Genomic DNA, 19,253 nt, shown 5'->3' with positions numbered 1-19,253 from the left:
GAAATTAAATGGCGGATGACACTTCGTTTATCCGCCCTACAAGTCGAACCGTAGGGCGGATAAGCAATCGCGTCATCCGCCAGATTTTTTACTCAGTCGCAGCCTGCGACGTCGCACTTTCAATCGTCAAACGCACATCCGGCATGATCAGTTCTGCCAACATCTGGTAGACCTTCATGGTTTCAGTAGGCTCTGCATCCCCGGTATCGCTGATATAGCCTTCATCACGCAAGGTTAAAACCAGCGAGGTGAAGACGGCTTTATCAAAGAACTCCGGTGCATTAATGCCATGCAAAACAGACAAACGCTGGGCAACGGTGCGGCTTTCACGCTCCAGTGTCCCACGGTTAATCGACGGATTTGCGCTCAGCAACCAGAAGGTAATCGCATAACGCTGTAGCGTTTCGCGAACACCTGCTGCCAGCAGCTGCATGGTGCGTGAACGAGCAGGATTAATCTGCACTTCATCGCCTGCCAGTGTCACCAGTTCCTGACGAACCAGTTCATTGAGCATGATGTCAATTTCACCAGCAAGTTCGGTCGTGCTCCAGCGCAAGAACAGTTCAGCCTTCAGCATCGGGTAAAGCAGCTCGACCTGACGCAGCAGTTCGTTACGGTCAATACGGCGATGTTGAGTAATAATTGCCGCCAGCAGAGAAGGCAACACCAGCATATGCAGGATGTTGTTACGGTAATAAGTCATCAGAACCGCCTGCTCGCGCGGCAGAATGATGATGTCACCGATGGTGTCTTTCTCAACTTCAAACTTGTTCATCTGCAATGCGTGTTCAATCAGCGCTTCTGCTGGCTGGTCTGGTGCGGTCGCGTCCGGTGAATAAGGCACATTACGCAACAGGCTCAGGTAGCAGTTGAGCTGCTCGGTCAGTTGCTCACGGGTAAGTGAACGCTGACGCGAGGCCAACAGCGCGGTACAGCACAGGTTCATGGCATTTGCCGCACCGGCATTGTTAATACGCACCATCAGTTCAGCGGCAATTTCATTGACCGTTGGCGTCAACCATGCCGGGCGGATGGCCTCAATCGGGTCGATTGAATCGCGCCACTCTGGAACACGCTGGTTCAGGAACGTCATCAGCGGCATCGGTTCGCCAAAGTTAACATAGCCCTGGCCGAGGTTACGCAGCTTACTCAGCCCGCGCACCATCTGCATGAAACTCTCTTTCTCTTTGGTCGCGCCACGCAGCTCTTTCGCGTAAGTCCCCACTTCCATTACATGCTCATAACCAATGTAAATTGGCACCAGGGTAATAGGGCGAGTACCGCCGCGCAGCATGGCCTGGATGGTCATCGACAGCGTGCCGGTTTTCGGGTCGAGCAAACGCCCGGTACGAGAACGGCCACCTTCCACAAAGTATTCAACGGAATAGCCACGGCTAAACAGCTCGCCCAGATATTCACGGAACACGGTGGAGTAGAGTTTGCTGCCTTTAAAGGTACGGCGGATAAAGAACGCACCGAGGCGGCGGAAAATCGGGCCGGCTGGCCAGAAATTCAGGTTGATACCCGCTGCGATGTGCGGAGGAACCAGCCCCTGGTGATAAAGCACGTAGGACAACAGCATGTAGTCCATGTGGCTGCGATGGCAGGGCACATAGACAATCTCGTGGCCGTCATGAGCCAGTTGGCGCACGCGTTCAGCGTTATGAACGTTGATGCCCTGGTACAAACGGTTCCACGTCAGACCTAACACGCGGTCAGTCAAACGCACGGCTTCATACGAGAAGTTAGCGGCAATCTCTTCCATCAAAGCAACAGCATTCTGCTGGGCTTTTTCATGGGAGATTTTCTTGCTGCGCGCTTCATCTTCTACTGCACGAGCGATAGCTTTTGAGGCCAGTAGCTTATTGAACAGATCCTGGCGTACCGGCAGACGCGGGCCGACAGTCGCTAAACGCTGGCGAGCAAAGTGCATACGCGCTACGCGAGCCAGTTTTTGGGCGATTTTTTTGTCTGTACCGTGGTCGGTTGCCATCTGGCGCAGCGAAACCGGAGCGGAGAAACGCACAAAGCTGTCGCGCCCAAGCCAGGAAACAGCGAAAAATTTCTGGACGCCGTTCAGCATCTTTAATGGCGGATTCACTTCGCCTTTTTCGCGCCCAGGGGAGCGGCCAAACATCACCGATACTGGCACCATCTGCACATCCAGATTTGGATTGCTGCGGTGTAAGTCGAGGTAATCGTGGAACAGTTTGATCGACTCTTCTTTTGGCGTGTAATAAGTGAAAACACGCGGGCCGCCATGGATAAAGACATAGCGCGGCAATACCGCACCGTCGATTTCTAACGGCTCGAGAGGGTCGGGCAAGTTATGCGCGAGACATTGTGCGCGCAGCGTTAATAAGTCCGCCTTGGAGTTATACGGCAGGACATACATAATCGGGCGTGTGGGATCTAAGCCCAGTTCGGCTTGTGGATCTGCCGGAATGGACTTGCTCTTTACCAGAACGCCTAATGGTAAATTAAGTAATTTGTAGTAGATTCTTGGCCAGCCTGACATAAACGATGTAAAGCCTCAGGTTAATGATGCAAATTCGCCGCAAGAATATCAGAATCTGGCTCAGATTTCTGTGGCGTTGCAATATAGATAAGCATTGACCCAAATAATTTGAAAAGGTTTCCCAAAATGGCGAGCAGTACCACTGGACTTACCCGTATCATCAAAGCCGCAGGCTACTCATGGAAAGGGCTCAAAGCAGCCTGGATTAACGAAGCGGCTTTCCGCCAGGAAGGGGTTAGCGCGCTCATCGCCATCGCCATCGCCTGCTGGTTAGATGTTGACCCTATCACCCGTATTTTACTGATTGGTTCTGTTGTGCTGGTCATGATTGTCGAAATTCTCAATAGCGCTATCGAGGCGCTTGTTGACCGTGTTGGTACCGATTACCACGAGCTTTCAGGACGGGCCAAGGACATGGGGTCTGCTGCCGTATTAATCGCCATTATCCTCGCAGTTATTACCTGGGTCACACTGCTTTGGCCGCATTTGCGATGATCTTTCCAGAATAGTTAAGTCCCTGGTTTTTTGCTCAATTTGTGGTTCCAAAATCGCCTTTGACTGTATATACTCACAGCATAACTGTATAAACACCCAGGGGGCGGAATGAAAGCGTTAACTACCAGGCAGCAAGAGGTGTTTGATCTTATTCGGGATCATATCAGCCAGACCGGCATGCCACCGACTCGTGCCGAGATTGCTCAACGTCTGGGGTTCCGTTCTCCGAACGCCGCTGAAGAGCACCTGAAAGCACTTGCCCGTAAAGGCGTCATTGAGATTATCTCTGGTGCGTCGCGCGGTATCCGCTTGCTGGTGGAAGAAGTTACCGGTATTCCGCTGGTTGGGCGTGTTGCTGCGGGGGAACCACTCCTTGCACAACAGCACATCGAAGGCCATTACCAGGTTGACCCATCACTGTTTAAACCAAATGCCGATTTCCTGTTGCGCGTTAGCGGGATGTCTATGAAAGACATCGGTATTATGGACGGCGACCTGCTTGCAGTTCATAAAACTCAGGATGTGCGTAACGGCCAGGTTGTGGTGGCGCGTATTGACGACGAAGTGACTGTTAAGCGCTTAAAGCAGCAGGGTAATACCGTTCATCTTCTGCCTGAAAATAGCGAATTTGAACCTATTGTGGTTGACCTGCGCGAACATAACTTCTCTATTGAAGGGTTGGCGGTTGGGGTAATTCGCAACGGCGACTGGCTGTAAACTTCTCCAGATGATGCGCTTTAATGCGCATCATCGTCTTAATTCTCTTATCTCTTCCTGGATTGGCCATGCGATTTTTCTCGACGGCTGACAGAGCTCTCTGGCGCCTCGCCTTACCCATGATTTTTTCCAACATCACCGTGCCTTTACTGGGCCTTGTTGATACCGCGGTAATTGGTCATTTGGATAGCCCTGTTTATCTTGGCGGTGTCGCTATTGGTGCGACGGCAACCAGCTTCTTATTTATGCTGTTGCTGTTTTTGCGCATGAGCACCACCGGTTTAACTGCCCAGGCATTTGGTGCCAATAATCCCTCTGCTTTAGCGCGTGCACTGGTTCAGCCCTTGCTATTGGCGTTAGGAGCAGGGGTGGCGATCGTCTTACTGCGTGAACCGCTGATATCCCTGGCCTTGCATATCGTCGGCGGCAATGAAGATGTTTTGTTGCAGGCCCGGCGATTCCTTGAAATACGTTGGCTTAGTGCGCCAGCCTCGCTTGCCAACCTGGTCTTGTTGGGCTGGTTGTTAGGCGTTCAGTATGCGCGTGCGCCAGTTATCTTGCTGGTTGTCGGAAACGTACTGAATATCGTGCTGGATGTGTGGCTGGTTATGGGGCTACACATGGATGTTCAGGGCGCGGCACTCGCCACCGTCACCGCAGAATATGCGACGTTTATCATTGGTTTGCTGATGGTGAAAAAGGTCATGGGTTTGCGCGGAATCAGCTTTGAGATGCTCAAAGAGTCCTGGCGCGGGAATGTGCGGCGTCTGCTGGCACTCAATCGCGACATCATGCTGCGCTCGCTGTTGCTACAGGTCTGTTTCGCCTCAGTCACTATCTTTGGTGCGCGGTTAGGTAGCGAAATCGTCGCGGTTAACGCCGTGTTGATGACGCTATTAACCTTCACCGCCTATGCGCTCGATGGGTTCGCCTATGCCGTTGAAGCCCATTCCGGGCAGGCGTTTGGCGCTAAAAACCGTGGTCAATTGCTCGAAGTATGGGGCGCTGCATGTCGCCAGGCGGGCTTAGTCGCTCTTATGTTCGCCGCTGTGTATGCGCTGTTTGGTGAGCACATTGTTTCGCTTCTTACCTCTATCCCGGAATTGCAGCTACAGGCAGACCGCTACTTGCACTGGCAGATTGTTTTGCCCGTTGTTGGTGTCTGGTGTTATTTGCTGGACGGCATGTTTATTGGCGCAACGCGAGGTACGGAAATGCGCAACAGCATGGCGGTTGCGGCATTGGGATTTGGGCTGACGTTGCTCACCGTGCCTTATCTGGGAAATCATGGTCTGTGGTTATCCGTGGCTGTGTTCCTGGCTTTGCGCGGACTGTCTTTGGGATGGATTTGGCGTCGCCATTGGCGGGATAACAGCTGGTTTCCGGCTGGAACTCCTGATTAGTTACAGCTCATAGTTAGTTACAACTCATAGTTAGTTACAACTCATAGTTAGTTACAACTTCTGACGCGCTTTTAATCGCACTCCAGTATGCTGATTTGCCACCTGATTTTGGGGCAAGTCAGCATCATTTCTGTTACTTCTGTGGTTCAATGTTCTTAGTTTTCCCCTCACTGCCATATCCTTGACTACAATTATTTCCACGTCCAGCAGATAGTGAGTGTCAGCCAAACGGCAGCACCTGGGCGTTGTTAACTATTAGCAGTTCTTAACCGAACGATGAGGATATTATTATGAATAAAGACGAAATCGGCGGTAACTGGAAACAGTTCAAAGGCACAGTAAAAGAGAAATGGGGCAAACTGACAGACGATGACATGACCGTCATCGAAGGGAAACGCGATCAGCTTGTCGGTAAAATTCAGGAACGCTATGGATATGCGAAAGATCAGGCAGAGAACGAAGTCGTTGATTGGGAAAAACGTAACGATTACCGCTGGTAATCTCATCCCTCAGATGTGTTAACTCTCATAGGCTAACCTGCCCTGGTACATGGATGTACCGATCCCCTCCATACTTCAAGCTACATCTTTTGGCTGCATTCACTTACCGCTTCAATGCAACTCGAATTATTTCGGGTTCAGGCTAGCGTGACTTCTTCTTACTCTGAATGGTGTGGTCATGCCCGCATTCTTCCGGGTGGCTACAGGCTTCAACTTCCGCACACGCGCTGCATAAACCATGCGCCTCAATGACATTGTGGTGTAGAGCAAATCCTGACTGGGCAGCCAGTTGATTCATAATATCTTCCACACCTTCCGCGCTATGCTCCTTCACCGCGCCACACCTGTCGCAAATCAACATCGCTGATGAGTGAGTCGGCTGATCAATCAGATGGCACAAAACATAGCTGTTGGTTGACTCGACGCGATGGACAAAGCCTTGTTCGAGAAGAAAATCGAGCGCACGATACACCGTCGGGGGTTTAGCTTGCGGTTCACTGGCGCGAAGTAAATCCAGCAAATCATAAGCGCTGATTGCACCCGCTTGCTGCGTCAATAAACGCAACACTTCCAGGCGTTGTGGTGTCAGGCGCACATTACGCTGTTCGCATAGTTTTTCAGCCTGCGCTAACACGTTTTGTGAAGTCGTGATGTCCATCAGCATTCCCCTGTAGATTAGCCCTACACTCTATCACAACGCGCAATAAACGCCGAGTGGTGCGCCATGCTGGCCACAGCCTTTTGAGATGACTATCCCGGAGTTTGCTATGAATAAACCTGATTGCATTCGTCACTGGAAAGAACTGGAAGGTGAAGATGACTCAACTTATCCAGACAGTACTGAATTGTTTTCCATTGGCGCGCCATTGGCTCGCAAACTTGGGCTAACACGCCTGGGGATTCACCACGAGCGCCTGCTCCCTGGCCGCCGGACGTCCTATCCGCATGCGGAAAGTAGCGAGGAAGAGTTTGCTTATGTTCTGGAAGGGCATCCACAGGTGTGGATTAACGGCCACCTTTACTCACTTGAACCGGGTGATAGTGTTGGTTTCCCGGCCGGGACGGGCGTCTGCCATACCTTCATCAACAACACCGAGCATGAAGTCCGGTTGCTGATTGTGGGTGAGGCCAACAAAGCCGAAAACCGAATTTATTACCCGCTAAACGCGAGCTATGCCGCACAACGCCAGGATCGCTGGATTGACCACCCGCCGCAGTTTTTTGGCCCACATGACGGCCATCCTTCACGAAAACCGAACGGTAAACTATAAATAAGTTTACAGGGAATTTTTGAACTCATAATCCTGATGGAGAGAAACGGGATTTCGATGGGATAAACATCCCCCTTTTTAGCTTTTTATTCACAGCAATAGTCCGCCTCTGTTCAGTCATAACTGGCAGGGGCAAGTTATGAAATCTGATTAACAGACGGGCGAGCGGTGAATGAAAAAAATTAAAACTCTGGTGGCGTTCAGCGCTGCCTCTTTATTTGTGGCAAATCAAGCCAGTGCGGCAGGTACCTGGTCAGAAGCTCGTAGTGATGCAATGGGGGGGACGGGCGTTGCTTCAGCGAGTTATGGAAGTGGAGTGCTAACAAACCCTGCGCTGCTGGCAAAGGCAAAACAGGACGACTCAGTGACAGTTATTTTGCCCTCCGTGAGCGGGCAAATGACAGATAAAGATAACCTGCAGGATCAGATTGATGGCATTAGCGATACGGTCGATCAATACCAGAACGTTATCGACGATCTTACCCTGCAGGATATCCTTTTAAACCCAAATGGTTCACTTGGTCAGCTTCAGGGCGCTGCGGGGAGCTTGGCTGGCGAACTGGAAGATCTGCGAGGTCAAACAGCAAACGCGAAAGCCGGGGCGAGTATCGCAGTCAGTATTCCAAATGATGTGCTGTCGATGGCATTTGTCGCAAAAGCCTATGCGCGAGCACATGTGAGTTCCTCTATTGATCAACAAGATATTGATTATCTGCACAGCATCGCGAATTCCAGGGTTGTTGCCGGGGGAGTCGCACTAGATGCTGCCGTTAATGGCTCTGATGTTATCACCAGCAATCTCAACTCCACTGCATCTGGGCGCGGCGCAATTGTCTCCGACTATGGTGTGGCGCTGGCGAAACAGTTTGATCTAAACGGCGTGCCTGTCTCTGTTGGCATCACGCCGAAACTGCAAAAAACCTGGCTGTACAACTACACCACATCAATCTATTCCTACGACAGCAGCGACTGGAAAAATAGCCGCTATCGTAACGACGACACTGGCTTTAACGTTGATGCGGGTGTGGCAGCTGATTTTGGCGAAAACTGGACTGTCGGTCTGAGCGGCCAGAACCTGATTTCACATGACATTGATACCAAAGATATCCTGATCACAAATGGCAGGACGGGCGAAACCGTCAACTATAAAGACACTTATCAGATTCGCCCGTTAGTGACGGCGGGCTTAGCCTGGCATAACGATTTCATCACCCTTAGCGCCGACGGCGATCTCACCGAAACAAAAGGTTTCAAAAGCGAAGACGATTCACAGTACGTTGGCGTGGGCGCTGAAGTTACGCCGCTGCCGTGGCTTGCGGTGCGCGCCGGTTACCGGGCTGACGTCAAATCAAACGATAGCAACGTCTTTACCGGTGGGGTTGGCTTTGCGCCATTTAATCGCGTTCACATCGATTTAATGGGGCTGTACGGCGAAGACGAAACCTGGGGGGCAGGGGCACAGCTTAGCATGACCTTCTGATGAAAATAGCCGTCGGGACGAGCGAGTGTCCCGGCGCTGCTTTATGCTATAGTGGCGACCCTTTTTTAACCGTAGCCCGTAAACGCCCAGTGCCTATGTCCTCACAAACAAACCAGACCCTCTTCCAGCCACATCGTTTCTCTATTGCGCCGATGCTTGACTGGACTGACCGCCACTGCCGCTATTTTTTGCGTCAGCTTTCAAGCCAGACACTGCTGTACACCGAAATGGTGACCACCGGTGCGATCATTCATGGCAAAGGGGACTATCTGGCGTACAGCGAAGACGAGCATCCTATCGCGTTGCAGTTGGGGGGTAGCGATCCGGCGGCTTTAGCGCAATGCGCGAAACTGGCTGAAGAACGTGGCTACGACGAAATTAACCTCAACGTAGGTTGCCCATCTGACCGTGTACAAAATGGCATGTTTGGCGCGTGTCTGATGGCTGATGCCCAGCGGGTTGCCGATTGCATCAAAGCGATGCGCGACGTGGTTTCTATTCCCGTCACCGTCAAAACGCGTATTGGCATTGATGACCAGGACAGCTACGAATTCCTGTGTGATTTCATCGGTACAGTCGCCGGGAAGGGCGAATGTGAGATGTTCATTATCCATGCCCGTAAAGCGTGGCTTTCGGGCCTAAGCCCGAAAGAAAACCGTGAAATTCCGCCGCTGGATTACCCGCGCGTGTATCAACTCAAGCGTGATTTCCCACACCTGACGATGGCCATCAACGGCGGTATCAAAACGCTGGAAGAGGCAAAAGCCCATCTGGAACATATGGATGGCGTGATGGTCGGGCGCGAAGCCTATCAGAACCCAGGCCTGCTGACCGCGGTTGACCGTGAAATTTTTGGTATTGATGCGCCGGAAGTCGACACCGTTGCTGCGGTTCGTGCCATGTATCCGTACATAGAGCGTGAACTGGCAAACGGCACTTATCTTGGCCATGTCACCCGCCACATGCTGGGCTTATTCCAGGGGATTCCGGGTGCACGCCAGTGGCGTCGTTATCTGAGTGAAAACGCCCACAAAGCCGGTGCCGGGATTGATGTCGTGGAACATGCGTTGTCATTGGTTGCGGACAAGCGCTAACTTTTGTCGGTAATAACCCGGCTAGTTGCTCAGGTATTGCGGAGTTGATCACAACCTCGCATCTTTCTGGCTAAGTTTGCAGGCTGTGGCGTATCAATTATTTACCAAATCTGACAATATTACTGGGTCACGAAAAACGAATTCATCGCGCTGTACCCTACATACCGTGCGAACAAAAAAAGAATGGGCTTCCCTCGGGAGGCCCAAATTCTTTTATGGAATCAGCAGGCTAGAACCTTGCGTGCTACGGCTCTCCAGCGTTTTATGTGCCAAAGCGGCATCGCTTAAGGCGAATTTCTGGTTTTCAGCCACATCGACTTTTATCACGCCGCTGGCAATCAATGAGAACAGCTCATTGCAAGCTTCTTCCAGCTCTTCACGCGTGGTCACGTAACCATTCAGTGACGGGCGAGTAACATACAGCGAGCCTTTCTGGTTAAGAATCCCCAGATTCACCCCTGTAACCGGGCCAGATGAATTACCAAAACTCACCATCAATCCCTGGCGCTGTAAGCAATCCAGCGATGCCTCCCAGGTATCTTTCCCCACCGAATCATAAACTACCGCGACTTTCTTGCCGCCTGTCATCTCTTTTACGCGTTCGACAAGATTCTCTTCGCGATAGTTAATGGTTTGCCAGGCACCGGCGTTTTTGGCGCTTTCTGCTTTTTGCGCCGAACCCACCGTACCAATCAGTTTGGCACCCAGCGCTTTGGCCCATTGGCAGGCGATAAGACCCACACCACCGGCGGCGGCATGGAACAGGAAAACTTCGTTGGCTTTAATATCGTAGGTTTTACGCAACAGATAATAGACAGTTAGCCCTTTGAGGAATGACGCGGCGGCTTGTTCGAAAGAGATGGCATCGGGCAGTTTTGCGGCTTTATCCGCTGGCACGTTATGCACGCTGCTGTAGGCACCAAGCCCGGATTGCGCATAGACAACTCGATCACCGACTTTAAGATGCGTGACCGCACTGCCAACTTTACTGACGACACCTGCAGCTTCAGTACCGAGGCCACTTGGCAGCATCGGTGGCGGGTATAAACCACTGCGAATATAGGTATCAATGTAGTTGATACCAATCGCTTTGTTCTCAACTTGTACTTCGTTTTCTGCTGGGGCGTTTGGGGTGAATTCAACAACTTTTAAGACTTCAGGGCCGCCATGTTGACTAAATTCAATGCGCGTTGCCATGAGAACTCCTTCTGTTTCCTCGGAGGGAGATAGAGTAAACTCTCGTTCCTCTTATCTGATTTTGGTAACTCCCTCACTATGGCAGGAAATAAACCCTTCAACAAACCGAAAGAACCCCGCGATCGTCAGATGGAAGGGCTGAAAATGCCGCCACATTCTCTGGAAGCGGAGCAATCGGTGTTGGGCGGTTTAATGCTGGACAACGAACGCTGGGATAACGTTTCCGAGCGCGTCGTGGCTAACGATTTTTTCAGCCGTCCACACCGCATGATCTTCACCGAAATGCAGCGTTTGCTCGAAATGAGCAAGCCCATCGACCTGATCACGCTTTCTGAGTCTCTGGAATTACAGGGCAACCTCGAAAGCGTTGGTGGTTTCGCCTATCTGGCCGAATTATCTAAAAATACGCCAAGTGCTGCGAACATCAGTGCTTATGCCGACATTGTGCGTGAACGCGCCGTTGTTCGTGAAATGATTGCCGTGGCGAATGAAATCGCCGATGCCGGTTATGACCCGCAAGGGCGTACCAGCGAAGATTTACTCGATCTGGCCGAGTCACGCGTGTTCCAGATTGCTGAGAGCCGCGCGAATAAAGACGAAGGCCCAAAAAGCATCGACCAAATCCTCGAAGCGACCGTTTCGCGTATCGAAACGCTCTTCCAGACCCCACACGATGGTGTGACGGGCGTGGATACTGGCTACCATGATCTGAACAAAAAAACGGCCGGTCTACAGCGTTCCGACCTCATTATTGTGGCGGCGCGTCCATCGATGGGTAAAACCACGTTTGCGATGAACCTGTGTGAAAACGCCGCGATGTTGCAGGAAAAACCGGTGCTGATTTTCAGCCTCGAGATGCCAGGCGAGCAGATCATGATGCGTATGCTGGCGTCGCTGTCACGCGTCGACCAAACCAAAATCCGTACCGGCCAGTTGGATGATGAAGACTGGGCGCGTATTTCGAGCACCATGGGCATCTTGCTTGAAAAACGCAATATGTACATTGATGACTCATCCGGCCTGACGCCAACGGAAGTGCGATCACGTGCGCGCCGTATCTACCGCGAACATGGCGGCCTGAGCCTGATCATGATCGACTACCTGCAATTGATGCGCGTGCCGTCGCTTTCCGACAACCGTACTCTGGAAATCGCTGAGATTTCACGCTCGCTAAAGGCGCTGGCAAAAGAGCTACAGGTGCCGGTCGTCGCGCTCTCGCAGCTTAACCGCTCCCTGGAACAACGTGCCGATAAACGCCCGGTCAACTCCGACTTACGTGAATCCGGCTCCATCGAGCAGGATGCCGACTTAATCATGTTCATCTACCGTGACGAAGTTTATAACGATAACAGTGACGAGAAAGGCATCGCGCAAATCATCCTCGGTAAACAGCGTAACGGCCCAATCGGCACCGTGCGCCTGACGTTCAACGGGCAGTTCTCACGCTTTGATAACTACGCTGGCCCGCAATACGACGAAGACTAAATCCTCGTCATCCTTCGTGCCACAACTGCGTTGGCTGCGCTCACTCGCCCGAATCACTTACTTGCGTAAGCTCGTCGGGACGAGTTCTCTTGCCGCCTTGTTGTGACGCGAATGATTTTGAGGATTTGCGTAATCAAATATTAAATTTTAGCAAGGAACGAACATGCAAGCGGCAACCGTAAAAATTAACCGCCGCGCTCTGCGACACAACCTGCAACGCCTGCGCGAACTGGCTCCTGCCAGCCGTATGGTGGCGGTGGTGAAAGCAAACGCATACGGGCATGGTCTGCTGGAGACTGCCCAAACCCTGGCTGATGCCGACGCCTTTGGTGTCGCCCGCCTTGAAGAAGGTGTTCGGTTGCGTGCAGGGGGAATTACTCAGCCCATCCTGCTGCTCGAAGGTTTCTTCAATGCAAGCGACCTGCCGACAATTGCCGAGCAGAATTTCCAGACCGCGGTTCACTGCATTGAACAGCTTGAAGCGCTGGAGCAGGCCGAGTTAAGCCAGCCGATTACCGTGTGGATGAAGCTGGACACCGGCATGCACCGTTTGGGCATCTTGCCTGAAGAAGCCGAAGCGTTTTATCAGCGTCTTTCACGTTGTAAAAACGTCAGCCAGCCGGTGAATATCGTCAGCCATTTTGCCCGCGCTGATGAACCGGAATCCGACGCCACACCGCGCCAGCTCGATATCTTCAATTCGTTTACCGCAGGCAAACCAGGGCAGCGTTCTATTAGCGCGTCTGGTGGTATTTTGCTGTGGCCGGACTCGCATATGGATTGGGTTCGCCCAGGTATCATTCTTTATGGTGTTTCACCTCTTGAGCAAAAACCGTGGGGCGTCGATTTTGGCTTCCAGCCGGTGATGTCACTGACTTCCAGCCTGATTGCCGTGCGTCAACATAAAGCCGGTGAAGCGGTGGGTTACGGCGGTACCTGGATTGCTGAGCGCGATACACGTCTGGGTGTGGTGGCGATGGGTTATGGCGACGGTTACCCGCGCGCGGCACCATCTGGTACACCTGTGCTGGTGAATGGCCGGGAAGTGCCGATTGTCGGGCGTGTCGCCATGGACATGATTTGTGTCGACCTCGGCCCACAATCAGAAGACAAAGTGGGCGATAGCGTGGTGATGTGGGGTGACAATTTGCCGGTTGAGCGCATCGCTGAAATCACAAAAGTGAGTGCTTACGAACTTATCACGCGCCTGACTTCAAGGGTTGCGATGGAATACCTGGATTAATTTCCCCTTTATTTTTACTTTTGTAGGTCGGATAAGCGTTAGCGTCATCCGACGCAATCTGGTGGATGACGCTAACGCTTATCCACCCTACAAATTCCCGCGATAAACCTCTCGATCTCGCCCCAGCTTCCGGTTTACAGTGGTTGTCCGCAACACTGTAAACCAGGAGAACCTCACCGTGTTTCAAAAAGTTGACGCCTATGCTGGCGACCCAATCCTTTCCTTAATGGAACGTTTCAAAGTTGACTCGCGTAGTGACAAGGTAAACCTCAGCATTGGCCTCTATTACAACGAAGATGGGGTCATCCCGCAGTTGCAGGCTGTTGAAGAAGCTGAAGAACGCCTGAATTCTCAACCACATGACGCATCTCTTTACCTGCCGATGGAAGGCCTGAGCAGCTATCGCAGCGCGATTGCACCGCTGCTGTTTGGCGCAAACCATCCTGCGCTGCTTGAAGAACGTATCGCGACCATTCAAACCGTTGGCGGTTCTGGTGCGTTAAAAGTGGGTGCGGACTTCCTGAAAACCTATTTTCCGGATTCACAGGTATGGGTCAGCGATCCGACCTGGGAAAACCACATCGCAATCTTTGGTGGTGCGGGTTTTAAGGTGAATACCTACCCGTGGTTTGATAGCGAAACCAATGGTGTGCGCTTCGAAGCGTTGCTGGAAACCCTGAACACGCTGCCTGCGCAAAGTATCGTGTTGCTCCATCCGTGCTGCCATAACCCGACAGGTTCTGACCTGACGGATGCGCAGTGGGATGCGGTGGTTGAAATCCTCAAAGCGCGTAACTTAATTCCGTTCCTCGACATTGCCTATCAGGGTTTTGGCGCGGGTATGGAAGAGGATGCATACGCGATTCGCGCAGTTGCCAGCGCTGACCTGCCAGCTTTAATCAGCAACTCATTTTCCAAGATTTTCTCAATGTATGGCGAACGCGTGGGCGGGTTATCGGTCGTCTGTGACGATGCCGAAACAGCAGGCCGTGTATTGGGCCAACTAAAAGCTACCGTGCGCCGTAACTATTCCAGCCCGCCAAACTTCGGTGCGCAGGTTATCGCTGCGGTTCTGAACGACGAACAGCTGAAAACCAACTGGCTGGCAGAAGTCGAAACGATGCGTCGCCGTATTCTCGATATGCGCCAGGCACTGGTTTCAGTACTGCGGGCTGAAATGCCGGAACGTAACTTCGACTACCTGCTGCAACAACGTGGGATGTTCAGTTATACCGGCCTGAGTGCGGAGCAAGTCGATCGTCTGCGTGATGAGTTTGGTGTCTATCTGATTGCCAGCGGACGCATGTGTGTCGCGGGGCTAAACAGCAATAACGTACAGCGCGTGGCGCAGGCGTTTGCCGCTGTAATGTGAGTACTTACTCACATTAATTCTGGTTTACTCCTTCGCCCTCAGGGCGAAGGCTGGGATGAGGTGATTCTTCACAAATTCAATTCTGTGATCATCACCTTTTTCTATGACAAATCCTGATAAATTCCTTTTACTATCAGCCTCTCGCGAGTATGGTCGGGTAGGTTTTTGACCAGTTGTTCCACTTTCTAACGATAAAAACTGATGAAAATAAAGGGAAAATGATGCGTAAAATTACCCTGGCATTAAGTGCCGCGTGTTTGTTATTAGGATTGAACCAGTCTGCCGTTGCTAAGGAATCTGCACCCGCTCCTCTGAATCCTGGCGTCACCGTTGCGCAGTTAGCACAGCAAGTCCCCATTCACTGGGTTTCTGTCGCTCAAATTGAAAATAGCCTGATGGGGCGTGCGCCGATGGCGGTGGGTTTCGATATTGACGACACGGTGCTGTTCTCAAGCCCAGGTTTTTACCGTGGGCAAAAAGAATTCTCACCGGGCAAACAGGATTACCTGAAAAACCCATCTTTCTGGGAAAAAATGAACAACGGCTGGGATGACTTCAGCATGCCGAAAGAAGTCGCGAAAAGTCTTATCGCCATGCACCTCAAACGAGGTGACAGCATCTATTTTGTGACTGGCCGCAGCCAAACTAAAACCGAAACCGTAACTCAGACACTGCAAAAAGACTTCTTAATCCCGGAAGCCAATGTAAACCCAGTTATTTTTGCCGGTGACCAACCTGGACAAAATACCAAAACCCAATGGCTGAAAGATAAGAAAATCAAAGTGTTCTACGGCGATTCTGACGGTGATATTACCGCCGCTCAAGATGTAGGTGCCCGTGGCATCCGTTTATTACGCGCTTCGAATTCCAGCTACCAACCGCTGCCAAAAGCCGGGGCTTTTGGCGAGGAAGTGATTGTTAACTCTGAATATTGATCATATTGACTGATATTAGACGGCGATGCGCGCAAGCAAGTCGCCGTTTTTTTCATCAAAAATCCCCTGTCGGGTTTTACCTTTTGGTGAGTTGCTCGCACACTTAGAGGTGCCAGTTTCATAAACTGGGCGCGACATTGAATCCACTGGAGCAGGTAAAAGGGGAAAAAAATGACCAATTCGGAGCTATTGCAGTACTGCATGAACAAACCCGGAGCGGAACAAACTGTTCATAGCGACTGGAAGGCCACACAAATCAAAGTAGCGGATGTGATGTATGCCATGGTGCATGACATCGAAGCACGCCCGGCTGTTTCGTTAAAAGCCAGTCCGGGGCTGACTGATTTACTGCGTGAGAGCCACAAAGACGTGTTCCCCAGTGCGCATTTGAACAAAGCACACTGGAGCACGTTATATCTGGATGGGTCGCTGCCCGACTCGCAAATTTATTATCTGGTGGATGCCTCTTACCAGCAGGCATTATCGCTGCTGCCACAGGAAACCAGGCAGCAGCTCTCTGACTGACTACTTCAGCAAAGGTTTGAGGAAACGAGCGGTATGTGAAGCTTCGCATTCCGCGACGGTTTCTGGCGTACCGGAAACCAGAATCTCTCCGCCGCCGCTACCGCCTTCTGGGCCAAGGTCGACAATCCAGTCTGCCGTTTTAATCACGTCCAGGTTATGTTCGATAACCACAATGGTGTTGCCCTGATCGCGCAACTGATGCAGAACTTCCAACAACTGCTGGATATCGGCAAAATGCAGGCCAGTGGTTGGCTCATCAAGGATATACAACGTCTGGCCAGTGCCACGCTTAGAAAGCTCACGCGCCAGTTTCACACGCTGTGCTTCACCGCCTGACAACGTCGTTGCTGACTGCCCAAGCCGAATGTAAGACAAGCCTACGTCGATGAGCGTTTGCAGCTTACGCGCCAGCGCCGGTACGGCATCAAAGAATTCACGAGCATCTTCAATGGTCATATCCAGCACTTCGTGGATGCTTTTGCCTTTGTACTTAACTTCCAGCGTTTCGCGGTTATAGCGCTTCCCTTTGCACTGGTCGCATGGCACGTAAATATCCGGCAAGAAGTGCATCTCGACTTTGATCACGCCATCGCCCTGGCACGCTTCGCAGCGCCCGCCACGCACGTTAAAGCTAAAACGCCCTGGCGTATAACCTCGCGCACGGGATTCCGGCACGCCCGCAAACAGCTCGCGCACTGGTGTAAACACGCCGGTATAAGTCGCCGGGTTTGAACGTGGTGTACGGCCAATCGGGCTTTGGTCGATATCAATAACTTTGTCGAAATGCTCCAGACCATGAACTTCGCGGTACGGCGCAGGTTCTGCAAGCGTTGCACCGTTCAATTGGGTTTGAGCAATCGGGAAAAGCGTATCGTTAATCAGCGTCGATTTACCGGAACCTGAAACCCCGGTCACGCAGGTAAACAAGCCGACGGGCAGCGTCAACGTCACATCTTTCAGGTTGTTGCCCTTCGCACCAACCAGCTTCAACACCTTCTCTGGGTCAGCGGGAACGCGGTGTTTCGGCAGCGCAATTTCACGCTTACCGCTGAGGAACTGCCCGGTCAGAGATTCCGGCGCATCGATAATATCCTGCATGGTGCCTTCGGCAACGACATGGCCGCCGTGAACACCCGCACCCGGGCCGATATCGATAATATGGTCTGCGGCACGAATCGCATCTTCGTCGTGCTCGACGACAATCACGGTATTACCGAGATCGCGCAGGTGAATCAGCGTTTCCAGTAAACGTTCGTTATCGCGCTGATGCAGGCCGATTGACGGCTCATCGAGCACGTACATCACGCCCACAAGACCCGCGCCAATCTGGCTTGCCAGACGAATACGCTGCGCTTCACCGCCCGAAAGTGTCTCTGCGGAACGGGAAAGTGACAGATAATTCAGGCCGACATTCACCAGGAATTTCAGGCGATCGCCAATCTCTTTCAAGATTTTTTCAGCGATTTGCGCACGTTGCCCACTGAGCTTCATGTTGTGGAAGAACTCCATCGCATGACCAATGCTCATATCAGAGATAGTTGGCAGCGGCGTGTTTTCAACAAACACATGGCGTGCTTCACGGCGCAGACGCGTACCTTCACAGCTTGCGCATGAACGGTTGCTGATAAATTTCGCCAGTTCTTCACGCACCGCGGAAGATTCGGTTTCTTTATAGCGACGTTCCATATTATGCAGCACGCCTTCAAACGGATGGCGGCGCACCGAGGTATCACCACGGTCGTTTATATATTTGAATTCAATGCTCTCTTTGCCGGAGCCATTGAGCACCACGTTTTTCACGCTGGCGCTCAGTTCGTTCCATGGCGTTTCGACATCAAACTTATAATGCTCTGCCAGTGAACGCATCATGGTGAAGTAATAGAAGTTACGGCGATCCCAGCCGCGAATTGCACCGCCAGCCAGCGAAAGTTCACCGTTTTGCACCACGCGTTCCGGGTCGAAATACTGCTGTACGCCAAGCCCGTCACAGGTTGGGCAGGCACCGGCCGGATTGTTGAACGAGAACAGACGTGGTTCCAGCTCGCGCATGCTGTAGCCGCAAATCGGGCAGGCAAAGTTGGCAGAGAACAGCAACTCTTCGGCTTTTTCATCGTCCATATCGGCGACAACCGCAGACCCACCGGACAAATCCAGCGCAGTCTCAAACGACTCAGCCAGGCGCTGTGCTAAATCCTCACGCACCTTGAAACGGTCAACCACCACTTCAATGGTATGTTTTTTCTGTAATTCCAGCTTTGGCGGATCGGAGAGATCACACACTTCGCCGTCGATCCTCGCGCGGATATAACCCTGGCTTGCCAGGTTTTCCAGCGTCTTGGTGTGCTCGCCTTTTCTGTCTTTAATAATCGGCGCAAGCAACATCAGGCGCTTACCTTCCGGCTGCGCTAAAACGTTATCGACCATCTGGCTGACCGTTTGTGCTGCCAGCGTGACATTGTGGTCTGGGCAACGCGGTTCACCGACACGCGCATACAACAGGCGCAAGTAGTCATGAATTTCAGTGATGGTGCCGACGGTTGAACGCGGGTTGTGCGAAGTGGATTTCTGCTCGATAGAAATCGCCGGCGACAAACCTTCAATGTGGTCGACATCCGGCTTTTCCATCAATGACAGGAACTGACGCGCATAGGCGGAAAGGGACTCAACGTAACGACGCTGCCCCTCGGCGTATAAGGTGTCGAAAGCCAGTGAGGATTTGCCAGAACCCGAAAGCCCAGTCACAACAATCAGCTTGTCGCGTGGAATAACGAGGTTAATATTTTTGAGATTGTGGGTGCGGGCGCCCCGAACTTCGATCTTATCCATTCACCTTTCCCGGTTTAAACGCTTTTTGCCAGGCCGCACTGGAGGCCGCCGACGATCACAAACGGCTAATTATGACACAATAAAACCTGAATGAATATCCAGTGTTTTAATGCAACAATGTATACCCCGAAGACATTCTGGAATGCATCCCGCAGCTATAAAGATTAGGGGTGGCGTGGTAGAATCGAGGGT

At 52.0% G+C, this 19,253-nt stretch carries 16 protein-coding genes; 12 read left to right on the top strand and 4 right to left on the bottom strand.

Going from position 1 to position 19,253, the window contains the following annotated elements:
* Positions 1-88: 88 nt before the first annotated feature.
* The gene (gene plsB, locus EC843_RS21640; protein WP_064541244.1) at positions 89-2,518 is read right to left on the bottom strand and encodes a glycerol-3-phosphate 1-O-acyltransferase PlsB; all 2,430 of its coding nucleotides are present in this window, start codon (positions 2,516-2,518) and stop codon (positions 89-91) included.
* 126 nt (positions 2,519-2,644) lie between these two features.
* On the opposite strand from plsB, the gene EC843_RS21635 reads away from it, so the two are divergent.
* From EC843_RS21635 to EC843_RS21620, 4 genes are all read left to right on the top strand, one after another.
* Positions 2,645-3,013, top strand: coding sequence for a diacylglycerol kinase (locus EC843_RS21635; RefSeq protein ID WP_133523047.1), 369 nt, complete (start codon positions 2,645-2,647; stop codon positions 3,011-3,013).
* 108 nt (positions 3,014-3,121) lie between these two features.
* Positions 3,122-3,730, top strand: a complete 609-nt coding sequence (gene lexA / locus EC843_RS21630; protein WP_064541238.1) for a transcriptional repressor LexA — start codon at positions 3,122-3,124, stop codon at positions 3,728-3,730.
* Between the two features lie 68 nt (positions 3,731-3,798).
* The gene (gene dinF, locus EC843_RS21625; RefSeq protein WP_133523046.1) at positions 3,799-5,133 is read left to right on the top strand and encodes an MATE family efflux transporter DinF; all 1,335 of its coding nucleotides are present in this window, start codon (positions 3,799-3,801) and stop codon (positions 5,131-5,133) included.
* Between the two features lie 290 nt (positions 5,134-5,423).
* Complete coding sequence (locus EC843_RS21620) at positions 5,424-5,633, top strand: CsbD family protein (protein ID WP_064541231.1); 210 nt, start codon at positions 5,424-5,426, stop codon at positions 5,631-5,633.
* Between the two features lie 142 nt (positions 5,634-5,775).
* On the opposite strand, the gene zur is transcribed toward EC843_RS21620, so the two are convergent.
* Positions 5,776-6,291, bottom strand: coding sequence for a zinc uptake transcriptional repressor Zur (gene zur, locus EC843_RS21615; RefSeq protein WP_064541227.1), 516 nt, complete (start codon positions 6,289-6,291; stop codon positions 5,776-5,778).
* A gap of 109 nt (positions 6,292-6,400) precedes the next feature.
* Here zur and EC843_RS21610 point away from each other — a divergent pair, with 109 nt between their 5' ends.
* From EC843_RS21610 to dusA, 3 genes are all read left to right on the top strand, one after another.
* Positions 6,401-6,904 (top strand): cupin domain-containing protein, encoded by a 504-nt coding sequence (locus tag EC843_RS21610; RefSeq protein WP_064541224.1) that lies wholly within the window; start codon positions 6,401-6,403, stop codon positions 6,902-6,904.
* 172 nt (positions 6,905-7,076) lie between these two features.
* On the top strand, positions 7,077-8,384 hold the full coding sequence (locus EC843_RS21605; RefSeq protein WP_133523045.1) for a conjugal transfer protein TraF: 1,308 nt from the start codon (positions 7,077-7,079) through the stop codon (positions 8,382-8,384).
* A gap of 95 nt (positions 8,385-8,479) precedes the next feature.
* On the top strand, positions 8,480-9,478 hold the full coding sequence (gene dusA, locus EC843_RS21600; RefSeq protein WP_064541312.1) for a tRNA dihydrouridine(20/20a) synthase DusA: 999 nt from the start codon (positions 8,480-8,482) through the stop codon (positions 9,476-9,478).
* Between the two features lie 213 nt (positions 9,479-9,691).
* Here the strand turns inward: dusA and EC843_RS21595 are convergent, their stop codons facing one another.
* Positions 9,692-10,675: a quinone oxidoreductase gene (locus tag EC843_RS21595; protein ID WP_064541218.1), complete on the bottom strand. Its 984-nt coding sequence runs from the start codon at positions 10,673-10,675 to the stop codon at positions 9,692-9,694.
* A gap of 78 nt (positions 10,676-10,753) precedes the next feature.
* Between EC843_RS21595 and dnaB the strand changes: the two genes are divergently transcribed.
* The 5 genes from dnaB (at position 10,754) to EC843_RS21570 (ending at position 16,235) form a co-directional block, all read left to right on the top strand.
* On the top strand, positions 10,754-12,160 hold the full coding sequence (gene dnaB, locus EC843_RS21590) for a replicative DNA helicase (protein ID WP_064541215.1): 1,407 nt from the start codon (positions 10,754-10,756) through the stop codon (positions 12,158-12,160).
* Positions 12,161-12,323: 163 nt separating this feature from the next.
* Complete coding sequence (alr, locus tag EC843_RS21585; protein WP_133523044.1) at positions 12,324-13,403, top strand: alanine racemase; 1,080 nt, start codon at positions 12,324-12,326, stop codon at positions 13,401-13,403.
* A 178-nt stretch (positions 13,404-13,581) separates the two neighbouring features.
* Positions 13,582-14,775, top strand: coding sequence for an aromatic amino acid transaminase (gene tyrB / locus EC843_RS21580; protein WP_133523043.1), 1,194 nt, complete (start codon positions 13,582-13,584; stop codon positions 14,773-14,775).
* Positions 14,776-14,996: 221 nt separating this feature from the next.
* A complete protein-coding gene (gene aphA / locus EC843_RS21575) occupies positions 14,997-15,710 on the top strand; it encodes an acid phosphatase AphA (protein WP_064541206.1) in 714 nt (237 codons plus the stop codon).
* 171 nt (positions 15,711-15,881) lie between these two features.
* Entirely contained in the window at positions 15,882-16,235 is a 354-nt protein-coding gene (locus EC843_RS21570) for an MmcQ/YjbR family DNA-binding protein (RefSeq protein WP_064541203.1), read from the top strand.
* On the opposite strand, the gene uvrA is transcribed toward EC843_RS21570, so the two are convergent.
* Positions 16,236-19,061 (bottom strand): excinuclease ABC subunit UvrA, encoded by a 2,826-nt coding sequence (uvrA, locus tag EC843_RS21565; protein ID WP_064541200.1) that lies wholly within the window; start codon positions 19,059-19,061, stop codon positions 16,236-16,238.
* Between the last annotated feature and the right edge of the window lie 192 nt (positions 19,062-19,253).

It is taken from the genome of Buttiauxella sp. JUb87 (assembly GCF_004361975.1).
GTDB classification, from domain to species: Bacteria; Pseudomonadota; Gammaproteobacteria; order Enterobacterales; family Enterobacteriaceae; genus Buttiauxella; species Buttiauxella ferragutiae.
Note: the sequence above shows the minus strand (reverse complement) of the source record. Positions and strands in the feature narration are given on the sequence as shown.